This window comes from Nostoc sp. 'Peltigera membranacea cyanobiont' 232 (assembly GCF_002245985.1).
Lineage (GTDB): Bacteria > Cyanobacteriota > Cyanobacteriia > Cyanobacteriales > Nostocaceae > Nostoc.
In genome coordinates this window covers 1-26,677 of sequence record NZ_NOLK01000110.1, presented here as the reverse complement: position 1 = coordinate 26,677, position 26,677 = coordinate 1, and the positions used below count along the sequence as shown (strand labels likewise).

The window sequence follows — 26,677 nt, the reverse complement described above, 5'->3', positions numbered from 1 at the left end:
GCGTTCATAAGTTTCCGTAATTTTCCGCCGCAAATCTATGGAGTATGCTTTCATTGGTGACAAATTTTACTTATTTAATCTCTATAGTACATTTAATTGTCTCTCACTCAAGTGAAAACCGCTATATTAAGGCTATTTATAAAGAACGTAGCAAAACCGAATCTGTTCAATTTCTCCTCAAAGAAATTAAAGATTTGCCGATTACAGAAGAGTTAAAACTTAAACTGAAAAGTGAACTTAGCCCAGAGTTAAATACTAATGCCCAAGAAGTAGAGATTCCGAAAACAGTCTAAATTGTTGAGAAATGATTTTGATGGCTAGTTGTTACATAATGTCAGCCACTCTAAAGAGCCGTTGCACGAACGCCTAAAATGAAAGCTTTGTGGGACAGTAGTTTTACTTTTTTAACTTCATCGATAATCTATGAAGTGGAAAAAGTATTTGGTAAAAAGCTAGAGGGTGTTTGAAGAGTCGGATAAGTTGTAAAAGTTCATGTAGTGGATTATGGAATGTCATTGCCCGAACAAAAGATCAGAGACGTTTATTTACCTTGCCATCAACTGTATTATGGTGAGGCTACTGGCTTAACATTTGACTTCTAAAAACTTTTCCAACACCCTGTTAGATCCCTAGCAAATAAAGATTATAAAAGGATGAGTTTTGATCCTTTTAAAGCAAATTGCAAACTGTTTGTAATGTTTAATTCTGGAGAGTTACACATATATGATAATTAGGAAGCTAAGTGAAATAGTGGATACAGAAAGAGACATTGCCTGGGGAAACGGTCAGAGCCGCAGGTTCCTTCTTGAAACAGATGGAATGGGCTACTCAATTACTGACACGATCATAGAAGCAGGCACTGAATCACTTTTGGAATACAAAAATCACATGGAAACTTGCTACTGTCTTGAAGGAGAGGGGGAAGTAGAAGCAAATGGTGTTGTATATTCAATTCAACCTGGCACGATGTATGCCCTTGATAAGCATGATAAACATTATTTAAGAGCAAAAAGTCGCCTGAGATTAATATGCGTATTTAATCCCCCTTTGAAAGGGAATGAAGCCCACAATCTTACAAATAGCAAAAGTTCTTGTTACAACAGATAGCTTAATTAATTCGAGAGTGTTAGAACCTGGACTTCACCTGTAGGTATCATCAATTAATCAACATAGCTTTCGCTTAGTCTTCCGCTCCGACTTTATACAGCTTAGTCTAGTTCTGTATAGGTCTTTCGGAGCGGTTTCAAAGTGCTTGTCACACCAAAAAAGTTACATAAACCAATATTTTTTTAAAAATTAACAATTTCAATAGATAAAGATATGGAAAGGCAAATTATTTCTTCTAGTTTAGATAAAGAGAGTTTTTCCATATCTTTTGAACAAGAACGCATCTGGTTACTTGAACAATTTTCACCCGATAATTCGCCTTATAATATACGGGGAGCAATCCAAATTACAGGGTTACTTAATTTAGATATACTAAAACAAAGCATCAATGAAATTGTCAGTCGTCATGAAATCTTAAGAACTACTTTTCATCTCATTGACGGGCAACTTCGGCAGATAATTAGTTCACCTTTTAAAATTGAGTTGCCAGTAATATATCTGCAAAAATTAAGCACAACCGAACGAGAACAGGAAGTTCAGAGATTGGCGGATCAAATTGTCCTTTCTCCTTTCAACTATTGTTCTGGGCCTCTGTGGAGAGTGTGTTGGGTGATTTTAGAGGAAACTCAGCACATTCTGGTGTTAAGTATGCACAATATTATATGTGATGGCGATCGCTCTCTTAACATCTTCTTTCAAGAATTAGCAGCACTCTATCAAGCTTTCTCATCTGGTAAAGAGTCTGGACTGTTTGAATTACCCATACAGTATAAAGAATACGCTCTCTATCAGCGCCAACAACTACAAGGAGAGATTCTAGAAACTCAACTAAGCTACTGGAAACAACAACTTGGGGATAATCCGCCTGTATTGCAACTGCCCACAGACCGCCCAAAGCCAGCCGTTAGAAACTTTGCAGGCGTAAGTCAAGAGTTGAAGCTACCTCAAAATCTCAGTGGACAACTCAAGCTTCTCAGTCAGCAGCAGGGAGTAACCCTGTTTGCGCTCCTACTTGCAGCATTCAAAACATTACTTTACCGCTACACCAAACAAGAAGATATTATAGTTGGTTCGCCTGCATCAGGTCGCAATCTCGCTGATACTCAGGAATTAATTGGGTACTTTGGCAATCCCTTGGTATTGCGAACTGATCTGTCGGGTAATCCCACCTTCCTGCAATTATTGTCTCGTGTGGCTGTTGTCATATCCCAGGCTGACAAGCACCAAGATTACCCCTTTCAAAAGTTAGTCGAGGAGTTAAAAGTAGAGCGGGATTTAGCTCTAAGCCTGCTATTTCAGGTATTGTTTGTCATGCGCGATGACGTAATGCCAACCCTAGAATTACCTTGCTTCGCCCTAACTCCTATAAATTTAGAAACCAAAGTAGTACCGTTAGATTTATCTATATCTATCAGAGACACAAATTCAGGATTAGTTTGGACTTGGGAATATAATACCGACTTATTTGAAGACTCTACAATAACCAGTATTTTTAAACATTTTCAGAATCTGCTCGAAAGTATTGTTGCTAATCCAGAGGGACGTATTGGTTCTTTGCTACTGTTGACCCCAGGAGAACGCCATCAAATGCTCTCGGAGTGGAATAACACAAAAACAGAATACGCCCAAACCTGTATCCATAAATTAGTTGAAACTCAAGTAGAAAAAAATCCTGCTGCTGTTGCTGTAGCTTGGGAAAATCAACAATTAACTTATAGAGAACTTAATGACCGTGCCAATCAATTAGCGCATTATCTACAAAAACTGGGAGTACAACCAGAAGGGTTAGTTGGTATCTGCATAGAGCGATCGCCACAGATGATGGTTGCTATCTTAGGCGTTCTGAAAGCAGGTGGTGCTTGTGTACCACTAGACCCCGCATATCCCAAAGAACGTATTTCATATATGTTGTCTGATGTCAACTTGCAAGTTCTGTTAACGACCGAAACATTGCTTTTGGCATCATCACCAATAGCCGAGATAGCGAAAAATCAAGAAATAGTTTGCTTGGACTCTGACTGGGAAATTATTTCTCAACAGAGTGATGAAAATCCAGTTAGTTCAGTCAAGCCAAACAACTTAGCTTATATCATTTACACCTCCGGTTCTACAGGAAAGCCCAAGGGTGTGATGATGGAACACCTCGCTCTGGCTAATTTAATTGACTGGCATCTTCAAAGTAGAACCAAAGGAGTTACTACTTTACAATTTGCTCCCCTGAGCTTTGATATCTCGTTCCATGAAATCTTTTCCACTTGGTGTTCTCTGGGGACGCTGGTATTGATTTCAGAAGAAGTGCGGCGTAATCCCGCAGCTTTATTAAATATGATCATTGAAAGAAGGATAGAAAAACTCTATCTTCCCTTTGTTGCCTTGCAGCAGTTGGCAGAAGTGATTGACGATCGCACAATTCCCACCAGCGTGCGTGAAGTGATGACTGCTGGGGAACAGTTGCAGATAACACCTAAAATTGCCAACTTCTTCAAGCAAACAGGTGCTACTCTCCACAATCATTACGGTGCAACCGAGTGTCAAGATGTCACAACTTTTACCTTAACAGGGGACGCGAACAATTGGTCGGTACTTCCTCCCATTGGTCGTCCTATCAACAATATTCAGACTTATATATTAGATGAGTTTTATCAGCCTCTTCCTATAGGAGTTGCCGGTGAATTATATATCGGCGGTGATGGGATTGCTAGAGGTTATTTCAATCGCCCTCCTTTAACTCAAGAAAAATTTATTCCTAATCCCTTTGGTGCTGGGAGTCTTTATAAAACAGGGGATTTAGCTCGTTATTTAAGAGATACGAAGATCGAACACTTGGGGAGAAGCGATCGCCAAGTCAAAATTCGCGGTTTCCGCATCGAGTTGGGTGAAATTGAGGGATTATTAGCCAAACATCCAACGGTTCGAGAAAACGCAGTTATTGCTAGAGAAGATATTCCCGGTAACAAAAAATTAATCGCTTATGTAGTTCCGGTGGCGGAACAGGGAACCAGTCAGAACGAGCAGGCGTTACGCAGTTATTTAAAAGAAAACTTGCCTGAGTACATGGTGCCAACAACGATTGTCATGCTCGATACAATGCCTCTGACACCAAGCGGGAAAATAGATCGGCGTGCGCTGCCTCTACCCGACAAGTCTCGTCCAGAATTAGAGGGGCTATTAGTTATGCCCCAATCAGACAGCGAAAAACTGATTGCCCAAGTATGGATGGAACTACTGGGGATAGAGTCAGTAGGAATTCATGATAATTTCTTCGAGTTGGGTGGTAATTCCTTACTCTTGATTCAGGCTCATAGAAAATTAATTGAAATCTTTGGAGCGGCGCTGCCAGCTGTAACACTGTTTCAATACCCGAATATATATGCTTTAGCCCAACACTTAAGTCAGACGCAAGCAGAAAAACCAACTGTCAAACGTCAGAAAACGCATCAGCGCTCCGATATAGCCATCATCGGTATATCCGGCCGTTTTCCTGGAGCAGAGAATATTGATGCTTTTTGGCAAAATCTTCGAGATGGGGTAGAGTCAATTTCCTTATTTTCTGATGAGGAAATCGAGATTCACGATCGCAGCTTGTTAAATCAACCTAATTATGTAAAAGTAGGCGCTACTTTACCAAATATAAAAGACTTTGATGCAGAGTTTTTTGGCTACAGCACCAGAGAAGCCGAAATCATCGACCCGCAACAACGTATTTTCTTAGAGTGTGCTTGGGAAGCGCTGGAAAATGCCGGTTACAATCCCAAAACTTATGAGGGATCGGTGGGGGTTTACGCGGGTTCGAGTTTGAGTACCTACTTAATCAACAATGTTTGTCCAAGCCTGGAGTTTTCTTCCCATCGTCCCTTCCTTAGCCATCGATTCTTTAGAGGTGCAAGAGAGTTTCAAGTAGAGCAGGGTAATGGGGGAGATCATTTGCCTATGCGCGTCTCTTACAAACTTCAGTTGACAGGGCCGAGCGTTAATGTGCAAACCACCTGTTCTACTTCACTGGTTGCGGTTCATTTGGCAATCCAAAGTTTGCACAATGGGGAATGTGACATGGCACTGGCGGGAGGTATTTCTATCTTCGTTCCCGATAAAGTGGGCTATCTTTACCATGAGGAAATGATTCTGTCTCCTGATGGACACTGTAGGGCTTTTGATGCTCAAGCTAAAGGAACGGTGTTCGGTAATGGCGGGGGAATTGTCGTCTTGAAGCGGTTGGATGAAGCGATCGCTTTAGGAGATAATATCTGTGCGGTAATCAAAGGATCAGCCATTAATAACGATGGGGCTTTGAAAGTCGGTTACACAGCGCCCAGTGTAGAAGGGCAGGCTGCGGTAATCTCCTCAGCACTTTCCTTGGCTGAAATTGATGCTAGTACAGTCAGTTATGTAGAAACCCACGGAACTGCAACACCTCTGGGAGATCCGATTGAAATTGCGGCACTTACCAAAGCTTTTGTTTCAAGCACAAATAGTCCGAAAAATGGCTTCTGCGCTATTGGCTCAGTTAAAACCAACGTCGGACATTTAGATGAAGCCGCTGGTATAGCGGGTTTGATTAAGACAGTCCTAGCGCTGAAACATCAATATATACCTCCCAGCCTGCACTTTAAACAGCCCAATCCCAACATTGACTTTGCCAATAGTCCGTTTTATGTCAATACAGAACTCAGCGAATGGAAAACAAATGGAATGCCTCGCCGCGCTGGAGTGAGTTCTTTCGGCATCGGCGGCACTAATTGTCATGTTGTATTGGAAGAAACACCTGAACAAGTCAAAATTGACGAGTCAATCGATCGCCCATTGCATATTTTGACGTTATCAGCAAAAACAGATCAGGCGCTTGAAGAATTAGCACAACGCTATATTAATTATCTCAACGCTGATAGCAATGCAGAGATAGCAGATATTTGTTTTACAGCCAATACAGGACGCGAACATTTTCAGCATCGGCTTGCAGTTGTTGGTGAATCTAAAAAGCAGTTGCTAGAGCAATTGATTAACCTGAACAAACCGAAGGCAGAAATATTCAATAAGGAAATTGCCTTTTTGTTTACAGGGCAAGGTTCCCAGTATGTAGGCATGGGTCGCCAACTTTACGAAACTGAGCCGACTTTCCGGCAAAACCTCGATCGCTGTGATGAAATTCTGCGATCGTATTTAGAAGTCCCCTTACTGGAAATATTATATAGCGACAGCGAACAAACTCATCCCCAATTAAATGAGACAGCATACACCCAACCCGCCCTTTTTGCCCTAGAGTATGCCTTAGCTCAGTTGTGGAAATCTTGGGGCATTAAACCTGATGTCGTTATGGGTCATAGTGTCGGCGAATATGTAGCTGCTACTATAGCTGGAGTCTTTAGCCTGGAAGACGGACTGAAATTAATCGCCCACAGGGGACGGCTGATGCAAGCGTTATCTCCTGATGGCGAGATGGTAGCGATATTAACAGATTTCCCACGGGCAAATGAGGCGTTGGCGAAGACCGCCGTAGGCATCGCACATATACTCAATTTGTTTCTATTGCCGCAATTAATGCTCAAAATAGTATCGTCATTTCTGGACAGCGAGAAGCAATCAGGGCTGTTTGTACCACTCTGGAAGCTGATGGCATCAAAACCAAGAAATTAAACGTTTCCCATGCTTTTCACTCGCCCTTAATGAAGCCGATGGTGGCAGATTTTGAACGGGTTGCACGAGAAGTAAGCTTTTCTTTCCCGCAGATTAAGCTGATTTCTAATGTTACTGGCAAAGAGGCAAAAGAGGAGATAGCAACTCCAGAATATTGGTGTCGTCATGTACTGGAGTCAGTGAGATTTGCGGGTGGGATGCAAACTCTGGAACAGCTTGGAGTCGAGGTGTTCATCGAAATCGGCCCCAAACCTGTTTTATTGGGAATGGGTCGTCAGTGCTACAGCGAACATCAGGGTTTATGGCTCCCTAGTTTACGTCCAGAACGAGAAGATTGGCAAGAGTTACTAACCAGTTTAGGACAGCTATATGTGCAGGGAGCGCCAATTGATTGGGTAGGATTTGACCGTAACTTTACTCGTCGTCGTGTTCCTCTGCCAACTTATCCCTTCCAACGACAGCGTTATTGGGTAGAAGCGTCCAACAACAATAGTATCCAAGCACTTTCCAGTGCCAGCCATCATCCCCTGCTGGGACAACAATTGTCCTTACCAGGAACAAAGCAAATTCATTTCCAGAGTCAAATCAGCAAAAACCAACCAGCTTGGCTAAAAGATCATCGCGTTTTTGAAAGTACGATTGTGCCGGGAATGGCTTACATAGAGATGGGTTTAGCTGCTCTGGCAACAGTTACGCAAACAGAAAATTTGATGCTCGAAGATTTTGTCATTCGCCAAGCATTAATTTTACCAGAAAACGGCGAACCAAAATTGGTGCAGTTGGTGTTAACTCTCCAAGAAACTCTCAGTATGATTTGATTGTGGCAGTGAATGTACTGCACGCCACCAGCGATTTGCAGCAAACAATGTACCATGTACGGCAATTATTGGCTCCAGGTGGAATGCTGCTGCTGATGGAAGATACTGCTCCTATGCGTTGGATGGATCTGACATTTGGGTTAACACCAGGGTGGTGGAAGTATAGCGATGAAGACTTGCGAGGCAATTACCTCTTGCTCCCTCCCTCTGGGTGGCGGAAACTGTTACGTAATTCTGGGTTTGCACAAGTTGAAACTATTTCGACCGAGCCACTGACAAGCCAGCCAGGATTTTCTCTTCCACATGAGACGGTGATTATAGCACGAGATGAAGCGGAACTTCCGAACAGTAAGCCGAAAAACTGGTTAATTTTAGCCGATACTCAAGGTACTGGTCAGCAATTAAGCGAAATCATGCGCCACAAAGGAGAAGTTTGTACTTTAGTCTTCCCAGGCAATGAATACGAGCAAGTAACCTCCACAGAGTTCAGGATAGATCCAGGTAATCCTGTCCATTTTCAGCAGGTGTTGCAAACTATACCCACTGTAGTTGGAGTGATCAATTTGTGGAGTTTAGATGCGCCGGAAAACCTGAGTGGAACTGACTTACAAGAGACTTCCCTAATTAGCTGTGGCAGTACTTTGCACTTAATCCAAGCGCTTATTAATCAATATACTGAGGCTCCTGGCATCTGGTTGGTAACTAGAGGAGCGCAAGCGGTGAACGGTCATCACGTACAGATGGTAGCTCAATCTCCTTTATGGGGTATGGGGAAAGTTATTGCTCTGGAACACCCCGAATTGAAGTGTGTACGGGTGGATTTAGACCCGCAAGCCACAGGAAATGAGGTGCAGACTTTATTTGAGGAAATTATTTCTTCTTTGTCAGCAAAAGACATTGAAGACCAAGTTGCTTTTCGTGATGAAACTCGCTATATAGCTAGACTAGTACACCATCGGCAGAGCCAAAAAACTTTAGATAAACTCACTTTACGTAGCGATCGCACCTATCTAATTACTGGTGGTTTAGGAGGACTAGGGTTACTGATAGCCCGCTTCTTGGTTGAACGTGGGGTAAAACATCTAGTGCTGCTAGGACGGAGTAAAGTTAAGCCAGCGATCGCCAATCAAATAAAACAACTTGAGCAAACTGGTGCTAGGCTGACAGTAGTTCAGGCAGATGTGTCTAACGTTGAGCAAGTAACGCAGGTATTGGCTGATATTGAACAGTCTTTGCCACCATTGCGCGGTATTATTCACGCGGCTGGCGTTTTAGATGACGGCGTACTCCTGCAACAGAATTGGCAGCGCTTCGATCGGGTTTTAGCGCCCAAAGTCCAAGGAGCTTGGAACTTACATACTTTAACCCAGAATCAGCCCTTAGACTTCTTTGTGTTGTTCTCCTCTACCGCGTCCTTGCTGGGTAACGCAGGTCAAGGGAATCACGCGGCGGCAAATGCTTTTCTTGATGCTTTAGCATCTTATCGGCGAATGCAGGGATTGCCGAGTTTGAGTATTAATTGGGGAGCTTGGGCTGAAGTAGGAGCAACGGCTCGATTGGGGCTAGTGGAGCAGTTAAGCCGAAAAGGAGAGGGAAGCATTGCTCCACAACAGGGATTGCAGGTTTTAGAGCAATTGTTGCTAAATCCACCCGTGCAAGTGGGAGTGATGCCTGTTAACTGGTCGCTTTACTTGGAAGGAGAATCGGCAAACTTGCAGTTCTTTGCAGATTTGGGTATGGAAATTCCAGGATTGCGCCACCAGTTAAGAGAAGGGGTGCAGGAGGAGAGCAAAGGAAAGTCGCTCCGCGACACCCTCATGTACACAACCGCAGCAGAGCGAACTCTGTTGTTAGAGACTTGCATTACAGAACTTGTCGCCAAGATTTTGGGATTTCCCGCCAGCAAGTTGGACATTGCAGAGTCAGTCACTAAATTGGGACTTGACTCATTAATGGCCATCGAACTGAGGAGTCGGCTCAATAACGAGACTGGGGTAAACTTGCCCGTCATGAAGATTATGCAGGGGCCGAGTATTTCGCAACTAGCAGAATTCGTACTTGAAGAATTAGCCGCGAAGATCGTGCTAGATGCAGCCCTATCCACTGAACTTGCTGAAGATATGGAGGAAATCGCTTTATGAACCTTAAACAATTTGTAGCTGAACTTGCCTTTCAGGGTGTGAAGTTGTCGGTTGAGGAAAACGAGTTGCGTGTTCGTGCGCCAAAAGGAGTATTAACGTCAACATCTCGTGACTTTCTGGCATCGCATAAGGCAGAACTTGTGTTGTTACTACAGAATAGCAACGGGAACGCTAGCGATCGCCATCTACCTCTTGTAAAAGTTGAGCGAACTCCGAATCTACCTCTGTCTTTTGCTCAAGAACGAATGTGGTTCTTGAGCCAGTTAGACCCAACTAACCCGTTCTACAATGAACCACTCCCTCTGCGAATTCATGGTTCGGTAAACGTCTTGGCGCTAGAGTACAGCCTCAACAAAATTATTCAACGCCACGAAGTTTTACGTACCAACTTTGCCACTGTTGACGGGCAATCAATTCAGATAATTGCTGAAAGCTTGACAGTGAAAGTACCTGTAGTAGATTTGCAACATCTACCTGAAAGCGACAGAGAAACATCCTGCCAACAATTAGCAATCCAAGAAGTCCAGCAACCCTTTGACTTGGCTAGCTCTGCTTTAATTCGAGCCACTTTGTTTAAGCTAACGGAAGTAGAATACGTTTTAGTATTCACAATGCACCATATCATTTTCGATGGTTGGTCATGGGGCATATTTTTACCGGAGTTAGCAACTTTTTACTCAGCCTTTGACAATGACTTGTTCCCAGAGCTACCCAAATTACCGATTCAGTATGCAGACTTTGCTGTTTGGCAACGGCAGTGGTGGCAAAAAGAGGAACTTAAATCCCAACTCGCTTATTGGAAGGAGCAATTACAAGGCGCACCAGCTTTATTGGAACTGCCAACTGACCGAGTTCGACCAAAAACTCAAACCTTCCGGGGATCTCATCATCAAGTTGCACTCTCAAAAGAGCTAAATTCGGCGCTATTGAGTTTCAGCCAGCAACATGGAGTCACCCCGTTTATGACGCTCTTGGCAGCGTTTAAAACGTTATTGTACCGTTATACAGGACAAACAGATATCTGTGTAGGCACTGTAACCGCTAACCGCGATCGCCCCGAAATTGCATCATTGATTGGATTCTTTGTCAATACCCTAGTTCTGCGGACTGATATTTCCGGTGAGCCAACTTTTGAGGATGTACTTTCCAGAGTCAAGGAAGTAACGCTCTTAGCTTATGCCCATCAAGATGTACCCTTTGAGAAGTTAGTAGAAGAATTGCAACCAGTGCGTGATTTAAGCTACACACCACTGGTGCAAGTAATGTTGACGCTTTACAATCAGCAAATGCCCCAGATAGAGCTAGAAGGCTCAACGGTGAGTCATATAGCTATAGAAACTGCCACCGCGAAGTTTGATTTAACTTTATCTTTTGAGAACACCGCCACTGGACTCGTCGGGGTATGGGAATATAATACTGACTTATTTGATGCTAGTGCGATCGCCAGAATGGCAGAACATTTCAACATCCTACTGGCAGGAATTATTGCAAATCCCCAGCAAAAAATATCTTTATTACCGATTTTGAGTGTAGCCCAACGGCAGCAGTTGCTAGTTGACTGGAACAACACTAAACTTAATTATCCACAGTATGCTGGTGTCCACAAACTGTTTGAAGCACAGGTAGGAAAAACCCCGGATGCGGTGGCAGTAGTATTTGAGGACGAACAACTCACCTACAATGAGTTGAACATTAAAGCCAACAAAATTGCCCATCATCTTCAGTCATTGGGTGTGAAACCAGATGTATTAGTTGGGTTGTGTGTAGAGCGATCGCTTTTAATGGTAATCGGACTGTTGGCAATTCTCAAAGCAGGTGGCGCTTACGTACCCCTTGACCCAGAATATCCTCAAGACCGTTTGAGCTTTATACTAGAGGATACTCAAGTTCCGGTACTGCTCACCCAACAGAATTTAATTGAGCAAATACCCCCAAATCAAGCAAAAGTCGTCTTTTTAGATCAAGTCTGGTCAGAAATTCACGAAAACAGCCAGAATAACGTTACCAGTGGAGTGACGGCTTCTAATCTAGCGAATGTGATTTACACGAGCGGTTCCACAGGTCAACCCAAGGGTGTAATGGTTGAGCATAAAGGATTAGTTAACTTAGCTCAAGCTCAAATTCAAACTTTTAGCTTCAATTCCTCAAGTAGCCTTCTCCAGTTTGCCTCCCTCAGTTTTGATGCTTCTATTTGGGAAATGATCCTGACTTTAGGATCTGGGGCAACATTACACCTGGGAACAAAAGAATCCATAATGCCTGGTGCGCCGTTAATTGAGCGACTACGCGACTATGGCATTACTCATATTGTCCTACCACCATCAGCCCTAGCAGTCCTACCAAGTGAAGAACTAACAGCCCTGCAAACAATCATTGTCGGCGGCGAAGCTTGTTCTGCTGAACTGGTAAAAAAATGGTCTGTTGGGAGAAACTTCTTCAACGCTTATGGCCCGACAGAAGCCAGTGTCTGTACCACAGTAGCAAAATGCACTGTGGAGGACGATAAAGTTACCATTGGTCATCCAATTGACAACGCGCAAGTCTACATTTTAGATTCGCAATTACAGCCAGTGCCGATTGGTGTGCCAGGAGAACTGCACATTAGTGGTGCAGGATTGGCAAGAGGCTATCTCAACCGACCCGATTTAACCCAAGAGAAATTTATTCCTAATCCGTTTGATGATAGCGCAGCGTTAGCGAGTCCGCGAGGGTCGGCAGGAGAGAATAAATTATATAAAACGGGGGATTTAGTACGCTATTTACCGAATGGTAGTATCGAATACTTAGGACGTATTGATAACCAAGTAAAAATCCGGGGCTTTCGTATTGAATTGGGCGAAATTGAAGCCGTTTTGAGCCAACACCCATCAGTTCATTCAGCTATTGTCACAGCCAGAGTAGACACCCCAGGGGAGCAACGCTTAGTCGCCTACATCGTGCCACAAGAAGATTATGTACCCACAATCAGCGAGTTGCGACAATTTCTGAAAGCAAAGCTGCCTCCTTACATGGTGCCAAATGCGATCGCTATTTTGGAATCCCTACCTCTAACGTCCAACGGCAAGGTAGACCGCCGTGCCTTACCAGCGCCAGAGTTAGATCCCGATTTGTTAGACCAATTTGTTGCCCCACGCACCTCAACTGAAAAAACACTAGGACTCATTTGGGCACAAGTCCTAAAAGTAGAGCAAGTAGGCATTCACAATAATTTCTTTGAACTGGGCGGACATTCACTGCTGGCAACGCAGATAATATCTCGCTTGCCGTCAGCCTTTGGGATTTCGTTGCCGTTGCGAAGTCTATTTGAATCACCAACGATCGCTCAGTTAAGTCAAGTCATCTCCAGTCAGCTAGAAAATGGTACAGGTTTGATAGTGCCAGAGATTGTACCAGTTTCTAGAGATACAGACATACCTTTGTCATGGGCGCAAGAACGTCTGTGGTTTATGCACCAGTTGGAAGGCGAAAGTGGTGCCTACACAATGCCTTTTGCAATGCGTCTAGTGGGGGATCTGAATGTCAAAGCTTTGTCAGAGGCGCTTGGGGAATTGGTGCAACGCCATGAAGTTCTGCGGACTCGCTTTGAAATCAAGGATGATTTGCCAGTACAGGCGATCGCTCCCCATGTAACCATAACGTTATCAGTCGAGGAGTTACAAAACGATCCTGATCCCGAAAAACTTGTAGAGCAACTGGCGCTCCAAGAATCAAAAAAACCATTCAATCTAGCTACTGGGCCAGTGTTGCGGGTCAAGCTCTGGCAAGTGGCGCAACAGGAGTACATATTGCTGTTAGCAATTCACCACATTGCTGGTGATGGTTGGTCAATGGGCGTTTTGATTCGTGAACTCTCTGCCTATTATCGAGGGATTTCAACGGGTAGTTCTGTTGTGTTACCAAAGTTACCTGTACAGTATGCCGACTTCGCCGTGTGGCAGCGCCAGTGGTTGACCGATAAAGTACTAGAGCGTCAGTTAAGCTACTGGAAGCAACACTTAACGGGAGCGCCACCTTTATTAGAACTGCCCACAGACCGCCCCCGCCCAGCCATACAAACTTTTCAAGGCGGTGCAGAGCGATTTCAAATAGATAGCAAGCTAACGCAGCAACTGAAAGAAATCAGCCAGAAATCTGGAAGCACGCTGTTTATGACGCTGCTGGCGGCTTTTGTGGTGTTGCTATCTCGGTACAGTGGACAAACTGATCTGGTGGTAGGTTCACCGATCGCCAATCGCAATCGCAGAGAAACAGAAGGGTTGATTGGCTTTTTTGTCAATACCCTGGCGCTGAGATTTGATTTATCTGCCCAACCGACCTTTGAAGCTCTATTAAAGCAAGTGCGGCAAGTGACTCAAGACGCATTCGACCATCAGGATTTGCCCTTCGAGATGTTAGTCGAACAGTTGCAAGTAGAGCGAAACTTGGATCGTAATCCCCTCGTGCAGGTAGCCTTTGCTCTCCAGAATGCTCCCACCGACCCTTGGGATCTTCCGGGTTTAAAGGTTGAGGATATACCTTGGGGACTTGACGCAGTTAGGGTTGACCTAGAAGTTCACTTGTGCCAAGTACCATCCGGTATTGAAGGCGTTGTCTGTTACAACAAGGATTTATTTGATGGGACGACGATCGCGCGGATGATGCAACATTTTGCGAATTTGCTAGAAGCGATCGCCGCAAATCCCCAGCAGTCAGTAAGCTTACTCCCCTTGCTCACACAGCAGGAGAGCCATCGATTGTTGGTTGAATGGAACGATACTTTTGTAGACTATCCCCAAGATCAGTGTATTCATCAGCTATTTGAAGCACAGGTTCAGCTAACTCCTGATGCAGTAGCGGTGGTATTTGAGAAAGAACAACTCACCTACCACGAGTTAAATTGTCGTGCTAACCAATTGGCGCACTACTTGCAATCATTGGGAGTGGGGGCAGATGTACTAGTAGGGTTGTGTGTGGAGCGATCGCTTTTAATGGCGATCTCTCTGCTGGCAATTCTCAAAGCGGGTGGCGCTTACGTACCCCTTGACCCAAAGTATCCTAGCGATCGCCTGGGCTTTATACTAGAAGACACTCAAGTTGGGATACTGCTGACTCAACAGCACTTAGTTGCTCAACTACCCCCAAATCAAGCAAAGCTTGTTTTTTTAGATGATATCTGGTCACAAATTAGCCAAAACAATCAAGATAATCTGAGTATTGGGGTAACAGCTTCTCATCTAGCGAATGTGATTTACACATCAGGATCTACAGGTAAACCCAAAGGGGTAATGGTCGAGCATAAAGGATTGTATAATCTAGCTCAAGCTCAGATTCAAACTTTTGGTGTGCAATGTGATAGTCGCGTTCTCCAGTTTGCCTCCTTGAGTTTTGATGCTTGTATATCAGAAATCTTGATGAGTTTGGGGTCAGGAGCAAGACTTTACCTGGTCACAAAAGACTCGATAATGCCGGGGATACCATTAATTGAGCGATTACGCGATGATGCCATTACCCATATCACCCTACCGCCGTCAGCCCTAGCAGTCCTGCCAACTGAAGAACTCCCCAAACTGCAAACAATCATTGTCGCTGGAGAAGCAAGTTCAGCTGAACTAATTAAACTTTGGTCTGTTGGCAGAAACTTCTTTAACGCTTATGGACCGACAGAAGCAAGCGTCTGCGCCACAGTAGCTAAATGCACTCCCAAGGACGATAAAATTACCATTGGTCGTCCTATTGCCAACACGCAAATCTATATCCTGGACTCGCAATTACAACCAGTTCCCATTGGTGTACCAGGAGAACTGCACATTGGTGGTGTAGGTTTAGCAAGAGGTTATCTCAACCGTCTTTCTTTGACAACTGAAAAATTCATCGACAATCCTTTTGAGAAGGCAGTCAGGAGTAAATTATATAAAACAGGAGATTTGGCACGTTATCTACCAGATGGCAACATTGAATACTTGGGACGCATCGACAATCAAGTAAAAATTCGGGGTTTCCGCATTGAATTAGGCGAAATTGAAGGAGTTTTGACTCAACATTCCTTAGTACAAGAAAGTGTCGTTGTCGCCAGAGTTGATCGCAGTGGTGAAAAACAACTAGTAGCTTACTTAGTGCCGGCTTTGAAAAACAAAGTATTACCCCAAGAATTGACTCAATGGCAAAGTGAGTATGTAAGTGAGTGGCAAATGCTCTATGAAACAGCTTATGGTCAACCTCAAGCATCCACAGATGACGTAACCTTTAATATTTCTGGTTGGAACAGTTCATACACAAAGCAACCCATCCCGGATTGGGAAATGCGAGAGTGGGTTGAGAATACAGTTAGCCGCATCCTGTCGGTGTCACCGCAGCGAGTGTTAGAAATTGGTTGTGGAACAGGGTTACTGCTATCTCGCGTTGCTCCCAAGTGCCTTGAATATTGGGGATGTGATTATTCCAGCGCTGCAATAGCGCACGTTGAACAGGTATGTAAAACGGTGGCAGGTTTGAACAATGTGCGCCTCCAACAACAAATGGCGGATAACTTTGCAGACATCCCCAAAGGAAAATTCGATACTGTAGTTATCAATTCAGTTGTGCAGTACTTCCCCAGCGTGGAGTATTTGTTGCAGGTACTTGAGGGAGCGATCGCCGCCATTGGTCAAAAAGGTACGCTATTTGTCGGCGATGTCCGTAGTTTACCTCTATTGGAGCCATTCCATGCGGCTGTACAGTTGTCCCAAGCGGCTGTTGAGAGAACGATTGAGCAATGGCAGCGAATGGTACACTCCAGTGTCGCCGCTGAAGAAGAATTGGCTATTAGCCCCAGTTTTTTCATCGCCCTGCAAAAACGTTTTCCGCAAATTACTTGGGTGGAGATTCAACCCAAAGCTGGTGAATCGGAAAATGAGTTAACTCAATTCCGCTATGATGTGACTCTGCATATTGGTACTGATGTTCAAACAGTTGTAGTTCCTTGGTTAAATTGGCAAGCAGACAAGCTTTCCTGGGCAGAAATTGAAAATCAACTGCACGCACGTCAACCAGAACTGTTGGGAATTCGGGGTGTGCCGAATCAACGGGTGCAGCAAGCACTACAAATTTGCCAATGGTTGGAAAGTCCCCCAGCTGTTTCAACAGTGGGGCAATTACGGCAGTTGTTGAGACAACAGTCAACAGTTGGGATCAATCCTGAAGAGTTTTATCAGTTGGGGCAGGATCTTGGTTACAGTGTCCAAACTAGTTGGTGGGGAAGTGGTGAAGATGGTTCATTCGATGTGGTGTTTTGTCGCAATCGAGGAGAAAAAGCGGCTTTTTGGGATAGTTCAATAGTTACGACTAAAGCTTGGACTAATTACACGAATAATCCCTTGTACGGGAAGTTAGTTCAGAAATTAGTGCCACAAGTGCGATCGCTTATCCAAGAAAAGCTACCTAATTATATGGTGCCGCAAGCTTTTGTTCTTCTGAATGCTCTGCCGTTGACACCGAATGGGAAAGTCGATCGCCGCGCCCTTCCAGCACCGGATACTGCGACGAGAAATCTTGCTACTAGCTTTGTTTCTCCTCGCACACCAATTGAAGCTCAATTAGTACAAATCTGGAGTCAAGTTTTGGGAATTGAACGCATTGGTGTTAAGGATAATTTCTTTGAACTAGGGGGACATTCACTCCTCGCTACTCAAGTCATTTCAAGGATTAACTCAACTTTTGGACTTGATTTATCTCTACAGATAATGTTTAAGTCTCCCACAATAGCTGGGATAGCAGCCTACATCGAAATAGTGGATGTGGTAACGCAAGATTTATCAGTTCAAAAAGTAAGTAAAAATGTAGTGGAGTTTTGAGAATGACTAAGAGTATTGTTGAACTCGTTCGTCACTTGACAGACTTGAGTATTGATTTAGAGACAGATGGCGATCACTTGCGTTGTCACGCACCTGAAGGGGCGTTAACTCCAATCCTGCAACAGGAAATAGCTAAACGTAAAACAGAAATTATTCTGTTTTTACAGCAAGCAAAGCAGGTTAAAGCTTCTCATCAGTTGCCCATCCAAAGAGTGCCACGCAACGATAATTTACCGCTATCTTATGCCCAAGCAAGACTCTGGTTCCTTTATCAATTGGAAGGTGCAAGCGCCACTTATAATATGATAGGGGCGCTAGAACTTAGCGGTTCACTAAATGTCGATGCCCTCAAAAAAGCAACAGGGGAAATTTTACAGCGCCATGAAGTCCTGCGTACTCGTTTTCAGCAGGTTGATGGTATCCCAATACAAATAATTGATCCAAATCCCATCTGGAATTTACCAATAGTTGACTTGCAACAGGTTAGTGAACCAGAGGCAGAAGCACAAAGGTTAGCTAGCTTAGAGGCACAAAAACCCTTTGACCTTTCCCAAAGTCCCTTACTGCGGCTAACTTTATTAAGATTGCAACCTCAAAAGCATGTGCTGCTGATAAATATGCACCACATCGCCTCTGATGGCTGGTCAAATGGGATCTTCATCCGCGAGTTGTCTATTCTGTATGCAGCCTTCTGTATGGGAGAGGCATCGCCCTTACCACAATTACCCATTCAGTATGCCGACTTTGCTATTTGGCAGAGGCAGTGGTTGAGTGGGAATGTATTAGCAGCACAACTAGGTTACTGGAAGCAACAGTTAACTGGAGCGCCACCTCTATTAGAACTCCCCACAGACCGTCCCCGCCCAGCCGTACAAACTTTTAAAGCAGGTATAGAGCGATTTCAACTAGACGGTAAGCTGATAACTCAACTCAGAAAGCTATCACAAGAGTCTGGAAGCACGCTGTTTATGACACTGCTGGCGGGTTTTGTCGTGTTAATGTCTCGCTACAGTGGACAAACTGATCTGGTAGTGGGTTCACCGATCGCCAATCGCAACCGTAGAGAAATCGAAGGGTTAATTGGATTATTTGTCAATACTCTAGCACTGAGATTTGATTTATCTGCCCAACCGACCTTTGAAGCTCTGTTGGCACAGGCGCGGCAGGTGACTCAAGATGCTTATGAACATCAGGATTTGCCCTTCGAGATGTTAGTCGAACAGTTGCAACCAGAACGGAACCTAGATCGCAATCCACTGGTGCAGGTAATGTTTGCCCTCCAAAATGCTCCGACCTCTGCTTGGGATCTGCCTGGTTTAAAGGTTGAAGACCTGCCTTGGTGGTTTGAATCAGTTCGGGTTGACCTAGAAATTCATTTGTGGGAAAAAGCATCAGATATTGAGTGCGTTGTCTGTTACAACAAGGATTTATTTGATGCGGCGACGATCGCCCGGATGATGCAACATTTTGCGAATTTGCTAAAAGCGATCGCCGCAAATCCCCAGCAGCCAGTAGCCTTACTCCCCTTGCTCAACCAGCAGGAACGCCATCAATTGTTGGTTGAATGGAACGATACTTCTGTAGATTATGCCCAAGATTTGTGTATTCATCAGTTATTTGAGTCACAGGTAGCGCGTACCCCCCATGCAGTGGCAGTTGTCTTTGAAAATCAACAACTCACCTACTATGAATTGAATTGTCGCGCTAATCAATTGGCGCACTACTTGCAATCATTGGGAGTGGGAGCAGATGTACTGGTGGGTTTGTGTGTGGAGCGATCGCTTTTCATGCCAATCTCTCTATTGGCAATTCTTAAAGCGGGTGGTGCTTATGTACCCCTTGACCCAGAGTATCCTAGCGATCGCCTCAGCTTTATGCTAGAAGACACTCAAGTTGGGATACTGCTCACCCAACAGCACTTAGTTGCTCAACTACCCCCAAATCAAGCAAAGCTTGTTTTTTTAGATGATATCTGGTCACAAATTAGCCAAAACAATCAAGATAATCTGAGTATTGGGGTAACAGCTTCTCATCTAGCGAATGTGATTTACACATCAGGATCTACAGGTAAACCGAAAGGTGTAATGGTTGAGCATAAAGGATTGTATAATCTAGCTCAAGCTCAGATTCAAACTTTTGGTGTGCAATGTGATAGTCGCGTTCTCCAGTTTGCCTCCTTGAGTTTTGATGCTTGTATATCAGAAATCTTGATGAGTTTGGGGTCAGGAGCAAGACTTTACCTGGTCACAAAAGACTCGATAATGCCGGGGATACCATTAATTGAGCGATTACGCGATGATGCCATTACCCATATCACCCTACCGCCGTCAGCCCTAGCAGTCCTGCCAACTGAAGAACTCCCCAAACTGCAAACAATCATTGTCGCTGGAGAAGCAAGTTCAGCTGAACTAATTAAACTTTGGTCTGTTGGCAGAAACTTCTTTAACGCTTATGGACCGACAGAAGCAAGCGTCTGCGCCACAGTAGCTAAATGCACTCCCAAGGACGATAAAATTACCATTGGTCGTCCTATTGCCAACACCCAAATCTACATCTTAGACTCCCACGAAAAGCCAGTTCCCATTGGTGTACCAGGAGAACTGCACATTGGTGGTGTGGGATTGGCACGAGGCTATCTCAATCGTCTTTCCTTGACACAAGAGAAATTCATTTCCCATCCCTTTAGCGATGAGCCGCATTCCCGACTTTACAAAACAGGGGATTTGGTACGCTATTTACCGGATGGGAACATCGAATACCTGGGACGCATCGACAATCAAGTAAAAATTCGGGGTTTCCGCATTGAATTGGGCGAAATTGAAGGAGTTTTGACTCAACACCCCTTGGTACAGGAAAGTGTCGCCGTCGCCAGAGTTGATAACACTGGTGATAAACAACTGGTGGCTTACTTAGTGCCTGCCCTGAGAAACAAAGTATTACCCCAGCAGCTTACTCAATGGCAGAGTGAGTATGTTAGTGACTGGCAAATGCTCTATGAACAAGCTTATGGTCAACCTCAAGCATCCACAGATGATGTAACCTTTAATATTTCTGGTTGGAACAGTTCGTACACAAAGCAAGCCATTCCAGATTGGGAAATGCGGGAGTGGGTTGAAAATACAGTCAGCCGCATCCTGTCGGTGTCACCGCAGCGAGTGTTAGAAATTGGGTGTGGAACAGGGTTACTGCTATCTCGCGTTGCTCCCAAGTGCCTTGAATATTGGGGATGTGATTATTCCAGCGCCGCAATAGCGCACGTTGAGCAGATATGTAAAACGGTGGCAGGTTTGAACAATGTGCGCCTGCTGCACCAAATGGCGGATAACTTTGCAGATATCCCCAAAGGAAAATTCGATACTGTAGTTATCAATTCAGTTGTGCAGTACTTCCCCAGCGTGGAGTATTTGTTGCAGGTACTTGAGGGAGCGATCGCAGCACTTGGTTCTCAAGGTACTCTATTCGTAGGGGATGTGCGCTCCTTACCTCTGTTAGAACCATACCATGCAGCCGTGCAGTTGTCCCAAGCCCCTGAAGAGAGAACCATTGAGCAATGGCAGCGAGTCGTACACTCTAGTGTGTCCGCCGAAGAAGAATTAGCGATCGCCCCTAGTTTCTTCATCGCCCTCCAGAAACACTTTCCCCAAATTACTTGGGTGGAGATTGTACCCAAGCGCGGTTACTCTGCAAATGAGTTAACTCAATTCCGCTACGATGTCACTGTGCATATCGGTACTGATGTCTCAACCACGGTAGTTCCTTGGTCAAATTGGCAACTAGACAAGCTATCGCTGGCACAAATTCAAAATCAACTGCACTCACAACAACCCCAAGTGTTGGGAATTAGGGGTGTGCCGAATCAACGGGTGCAGCAAGCAATACAAATTTGCCAATGGTTAGAAAATCCCCCATCTGTGGAAACAGTGGGGCAACTACGGCAACTGCTAACACAGCAGCTAAAAGTTGGGATTAATCCCGAAGAGTTTTATCAGTTGGGGCAGCAACTTGGTTACACTGTCCACACCAGTTGGTGGGGGAGTAGTCAAGATGGTTCTTATGATGTGGTGTTGTGCCGCAATCAAGGACAAAAAGCCGTTTTTTGGGATAGTTCAACAGTCACGACCAAGGCTTGGACTGACTACACCAATAATCCCCTATACGGCAAGTTAGTCCAAAAACTAGTGCCACAAGTGCGATCGCATATCCAACAAAAGCTGCCAAATTACATGGTGCCTTATGCTTTTGTCCTTCTCAATGCTCTGCCCTTAACACCCAATGGTAAGGTAGATCGCCGCGCCCTTCCAGCACCGGATACAGCTACTAGAAGTCTTGCCACTAGCTTTGTTTCACCTCGCACCCCGATTGAAGCTAAATTAGTGCAAATCTGGAGTGAAGTCTTGGGAGTTGAACGCATTGGCGTTAAAGACAACTTCTTTGAACTAGGCGGACATTCCCTGCTAGCAACACAGATAATATCTCGCTTGCCGTCAGCCTTTGGGATATCGTTGCCGTTGCGTAGTCTATTTGAATCACCAACAGTTGCCCAGTTAAGTGAAGTGATTTCCAGTGAACTTCAAACTGGTTTGGGTTTGACGGTTCCAGAGATTGTGCGCGTTTCTACAAGACAAGACATACCTTTGTCATGGGCGCAAGAACGCCTGTGGTTTCTGCACCAGTTGGAAGGCGAAAGTAGTACCTACACAATGCCTTTTGCGATGCGTCTGGTGGGGGATCTGAATGTCAAAGCTTTGTCAGAGGCGCTTGAGGAATTGGTGCAACGCCATGAAGTTCTGCGGACTCGCTTTGAAATCAAGGATGACTTGCCAGTACAAGCGATCGCTCCAAATATAACTATCACCTTGCCAGTGGTGGATCTACAGAATGAGCCTGACTCCGAAAAACTTGTGGAACAACTGGCCCTCCAAGAATCAAAAAAACCATTCAATCTAGCTACTGGGCCAGTGCTGCGAGTCAACCTCTGGCAAGTTGCTCAACAGGAGTACATATTGCTGTTAGCAATTCACCACATTGCTGGTGATGGTTGGTCAATGGGCGTTTTGATTCGTGAACTATCTGCCTATTATCGAGGGATTTCAACGGGAAGTTCTGTTTCTTTACCAGAGTTACCTGTGCAGTATGCCGACTTCGCCGTGTGGCAGCGCCAGTGGTTAACCGATAAAGTACTGGAGCGTCAGTTAAGTTACTGGAAGCAACACTTAACTGGAGCGCCACCGTTATTAGAACTGCCCACAGACCGCCCCCGCCCAGCCATACAGACTTTTCGAGGAGGTACAGAGCGATTTCAATTAGATTCTAAGGTGACTGATCAACTTAGAAAGCTATCACAAGAATCGGGAAGCACTTTGTTTATGACACTGCTGGCGGGCTTTGTCGTGTTGCTGTCTCGCTACAGTGGACAAACTGATCTGGTAGTGGGTTCACCCATCGCCAATCGCAATCGCAGAGAAATAGAAGGGTTGATTGGCTTTTTTGTCAATACCCTGGCACTGAGATTTGATTTATCTGCCCAACCGACCTTTGAAGCTCTGTTGGCACAGGCGCGACAGGTGACTCAAGATGCTTATGAACATCAGGATTTGCCCTTCGAGATGTTAGTCAAAGAGCTGCAACAAGAGCGGAATTTGGATCGCAATCCACTGGTGCAAGTAATGTTTGCCCTCCAGAATGCTCCGACCTCTGCTTGGGATCTGCCTGGTTTAAAGGTTGAAGACCTACCTTGGTGGTTTGAATCAGTTCGGGTTGACCTAGAAGTTCACTTGTGGGAAAAAGCATCAGATATTGAGTGCGTTGTCTGTTACAACAAGGATTTATTTGATGCAGCGACGATCGCGCGTATGATGCAACATTTTGCGAATTTGCTAGAAGCAATTGTTACAAATCCCCAGCAGCCAGTGGCGTTACTACCCTTGCTCACAAATCAGGAACGCCATCAATTGTTGGTTGAATGGAACGATAGTTTTGTAGACTATCCTCAAGATTTGTGTATTCATCAGTTGTTTGAAGAACAGGTTCAGCTAACTCCTGATGCAGTAGCGGTGGTGTTTGAAAAAGAACAACTCACCTACTACGATTTGAATTGTCGTGCAAATCAATTGGCGCACTACTTGCAGTCATTGGGAGTGGGAGCAGATGTACTGGTGGGTTTGTGTGTGGAGCGATCGCTTTTAATGGCGATCTCTCTGCTGGCAATTCTTAAAGCGGGTGGTGCTTACGTACCCCTTGACCCAGAGTATCCTAGCGATCGCCTCAGCTTTATGCTAGAAGACACTCAAGTTCCAGTACTGCTGACCCAGCAGCACTTAGTTGATAAACTCCCACAAAATCAAGCAAAACTGGTCTTTATAGATGATATCTGGTCAGAAATTAGCCAAAAAAATCAAGATAACCTGAGTATTGGGGTAACAGCTTCTGATTTAGCGAATGTGATTTACACATCAGGATCTACAGGTCAACCCAAAGGGGTGATGGTCGAGCATAAAGGATTGTATAATCTAGCTCAATCTCAGATTCAGGCATTTGGCGTACACTCTGATAGTCGCGTTCTCCAGTTTGCCTCCTTGAGTTTTGATGCTTGTATATCAGAAATCTTGATGAGTTTGGGGTCAGGCGCAACACTATACCTGGGAACAAAAGACTCGATAATGCCCGGTACGCCGTTAATTGAGCGATTACACGACTATGCCATTACCCATATCACCTTACCACCGTCAGCCCTAGCAGTCTTGCCAACTGAAGAACTCCCCAAACTGCAAACAATCATTGTCGCAGGCGAAGCAAGTTCAGCTGAACTCATCAAAAAATGGTCTGTTGGCAGAAACTTTTTCAACGCCTATGGCCCGACAGAAGCAAGCGTCTGTGCCACAGTAGCCAAATGTAATTCTGAAGACGAGAAAATTACCATTGGTCGTCCAATTGCCAACACCCAAATCTACATCTTAGACTCCCACGAAAAGCCAGTTCCCATCGGTGTACCAGGAGAACTGCACATTGGTGGTGCGGGATTGGCAAGAGGTTATCTCAACCGTCTTTCCTTGACACAAGAGAAATTCATCGATAATCCCTTTAGCGATGAAGCCCATTCCCGACTTTATAAAACTGGAGATTTGGCACGCTATTTACCAGATGGAAACATCGAATACCTGGGACGCATCGACAATCAAGTAAAAATCCGGGGCTTCCGCATCGAATTGGGCGAAATTGAAGCTGTTTTGAGCCAACACCCATCAGTTCATTCAGCGATCGCTATAGTTAGAGTAGACACCCCAGGGGAGCAACGCTTAGTTGCGTACATCGTGCCACAAAAGGATTTTGTACCCACAATCAGCGAGTTGCGACAATTCCTGAAAACAAAGCTGCCTCCTTACATGGTGCCAAATGCGATCGTGATTCTGGAATCCCTACCTCTAACGCCCAACGGCAAGATAGACCGCCGCGCCTTACCAGCGCCAGAGTTAGCTCGCCAAGTTTTAGACAAATTTGCCGCTCCACGCAACCCAATTGAAGAAAAATTAGCACTCATTTGGGCAGAAGTCTTAAAAGTAGAGCAAGTAGGCATTCATAATAACTTCTTTGAACTGGGGGGGCATTCCCTGCTAGCTGTACGTTTGATGTCTCGTATTCAGCAACAGTTTAGAAAAAATTTGCCCTTGACAACCCTTTTTCAAAATGGAACTGTTGAACAGTTAGCAACCGTACTGCGTCAGGAAACAATTTCTCAAACTAAGTCGCCCTTAATACCCATTCAGCCAACTGGTAGTAAACCCCCCTTATTCTGTATCCATCCGATTGGAGGTAACGTTCTTTGTTATGCAGATTTAGCCCGTAACTTAGGTTTTGAACAACCTGTTTACGGACTGCAAGCACTAGGGCTAAATGAACAGGAAGAACCCCTAACCAGCATTGAAGATATGGCTGCCGCTTATATTGAAGCCATACAGGCGATTCAACCTACTGGGCCTTATTACTTGGGTGGTTGGTCGATGGGCGGTATCATTGCTTTTGAGATGGCACAGCAGTTGTTGGCTAAAGGATATGAAGTCGCTTTATTAGCATTAATAGATAGCTATGTACCGAGCTTGATTAGCCCAATTTCTGGGGAGGGCGATGCCTTCGGCAACGTCTTCGACGAACGCACTTTGCCGTCACTAGAAGAACTTGATGACGCTACTGAAGTTGCTTACGAATTTCTCAAAGATATAGCTGGTATCTCCAATCAGGAAATATCTTTATCTAAGGAAGAACTTCGATATCTCAAACAAGAGGAGCTGCTAGCCTACATTTTAGATTGGGTGAAAACGGCTAATGTCTTGCCGCCAGAATTTGGAGAGCAACAAATACACTCGTTGTTCAGACTTTTTTATGTCAACAGACAAGCCCTTTTTCGCTATTTTCCGCAAACCTATTCAGACCGGACAGTTTTCTTGTCGGCTGACAAAACAACTGTGGAAGATTCAGGTTGGGGCAAAGTGATTAGCTCCCTAGAAGAGCAAATGATTCCAACTGACCATTACACTCTGCTCAAAAGCACAATACTAGCCCAAAAGTTAAGTAGTTATCTAACATGATCTTTCAAGGGAATACATTTGTTATGTACCAAGAAAAATAGTATGGTTTGTATTGAGCAATCATAAGCAAACATCTAAGTTCTAAGATGGAGCCGATTACGGTGTACTGAGTGTGATTTTTCTCTACTTAGTACATTTTGCCCAATACTAAAAAGTACTAAATTTAGTTACCAAAAATATCAATTTATCTTCAGATATGCCTACTCAAGCTGTTCAAGCTCAACCTTTAACAAATACTTCTTCAACTTTTATTCAATTTTGGAAAGACGTAAAAGCGATCACTCTGCCTTACTGGTATCCAACAGAGCCAGAGGGAAGAGCATTCTCAGACGTAATTCGCGCATGGGGGATGCTCACCCTCCTACTTTTATCAATAATTGCAGCGGTCAGCGTGACTGCTTTTAATAGTTTTACTAATCGTAATTTAGTCGGTGTCATCGTTCAAGAAAAAGATTATTCTAAGCAGGGTTAGCGCGTCTCAAAACCTATTGACAAGAGGACTTACCTGATCAGCGATAAGGTGGAAAACAAAGTGACACCATCTGAGGTAGGGTAAGATTTAATTCATCGAACTGCCATATCAAAGTAAT

At 44.5% G+C, this 26,677-nt stretch carries 8 protein-coding genes; all 8 read left to right on the top strand.

The features are described from left to right. The first annotated feature begins 53 nt into the window (after positions 1-53). The 8 genes from CDG79_RS28010 to CDG79_RS27985 all read left to right on the top strand — a co-directional run bounded on the left by CDG79_RS28010 (position 54) and on the right by CDG79_RS27985 (position 26,559). Positions 54-293, top strand: a complete 240-nt coding sequence (locus CDG79_RS28010; protein WP_143855596.1) for a hypothetical protein — start codon at positions 54-56, stop codon at positions 291-293. A gap of 430 nt (positions 294-723) precedes the next feature. Further along, the gene (locus CDG79_RS28005) at positions 724-1,107 is read left to right on the top strand and encodes an ectoine synthase (protein WP_094345035.1); all 384 of its coding nucleotides are present in this window, start codon (positions 724-726) and stop codon (positions 1,105-1,107) included. A 213-nt stretch (positions 1,108-1,320) separates the two neighbouring features. Then, positions 1,321-6,738: a polyketide synthase gene (locus tag CDG79_RS28000; protein ID WP_262985838.1), complete on the top strand. Its 5,418-nt coding sequence runs from the start codon at positions 1,321-1,323 to the stop codon at positions 6,736-6,738. Next, complete coding sequence (locus tag CDG79_RS44985; protein ID WP_317616612.1) at positions 6,630-7,556, top strand: polyketide synthase dehydratase domain-containing protein; 927 nt, start codon at positions 6,630-6,632, stop codon at positions 7,554-7,556. The genes CDG79_RS28000 and CDG79_RS44985 overlap by 109 nt, the downstream gene beginning before the upstream one ends. Positions 7,557-7,558: 2 nt before the next feature. Continuing rightward, complete coding sequence (locus CDG79_RS44075) at positions 7,559-9,697, top strand: SDR family NAD(P)-dependent oxidoreductase (RefSeq protein ID WP_223278358.1); 2,139 nt, start codon at positions 7,559-7,561, stop codon at positions 9,695-9,697. Further along, entirely contained in the window at positions 9,694-17,505 is a 7,812-nt protein-coding gene (locus CDG79_RS27995) for a non-ribosomal peptide synthetase (protein ID WP_094345034.1), read from the top strand. Before CDG79_RS44075 ends, CDG79_RS27995 begins: the two co-directional genes overlap by 4 nt. A gap of 2 nt (positions 17,506-17,507) precedes the next feature. Continuing rightward, on the top strand, positions 17,508-26,087 hold the full coding sequence (locus tag CDG79_RS27990; RefSeq protein ID WP_094345033.1) for a non-ribosomal peptide synthetase: 8,580 nt from the start codon (positions 17,508-17,510) through the stop codon (positions 26,085-26,087). Between the two features lie 196 nt (positions 26,088-26,283). Continuing rightward, positions 26,284-26,559, top strand: coding sequence for a hypothetical protein (locus CDG79_RS27985; RefSeq protein ID WP_189525160.1), 276 nt, complete (start codon positions 26,284-26,286; stop codon positions 26,557-26,559). Positions 26,560-26,677 lie beyond the last annotated feature (118 nt).

Excerpts from the sequence above, each read along its gene's own strand:
- CDG79_RS27995 (WP_094345034.1), top strand. The coding sequence starts at position 9,694 with ATGAACCTTAAACAATTTGTAGCTGAACTTGCCTTTCAGGGTGTGAAG.
- CDG79_RS27985 (WP_189525160.1), top strand. The coding sequence starts at position 26,284 with ATGCCTACTCAAGCTGTTCAAGCTCAACCTTTAACAAATACTTCTTCA.
- CDG79_RS28005 (WP_094345035.1), top strand. The coding sequence starts at position 724 with ATGATAATTAGGAAGCTAAGTGAAATAGTGGATACAGAAAGAGACATT.
- CDG79_RS27990 (WP_094345033.1), top strand. The coding sequence starts at position 17,508 with ATGACTAAGAGTATTGTTGAACTCGTTCGTCACTTGACAGACTTGAGT.
- CDG79_RS28000 (WP_262985838.1), top strand. The coding sequence starts at position 1,321 with ATGGAAAGGCAAATTATTTCTTCTAGTTTAGATAAAGAGAGTTTTTCC.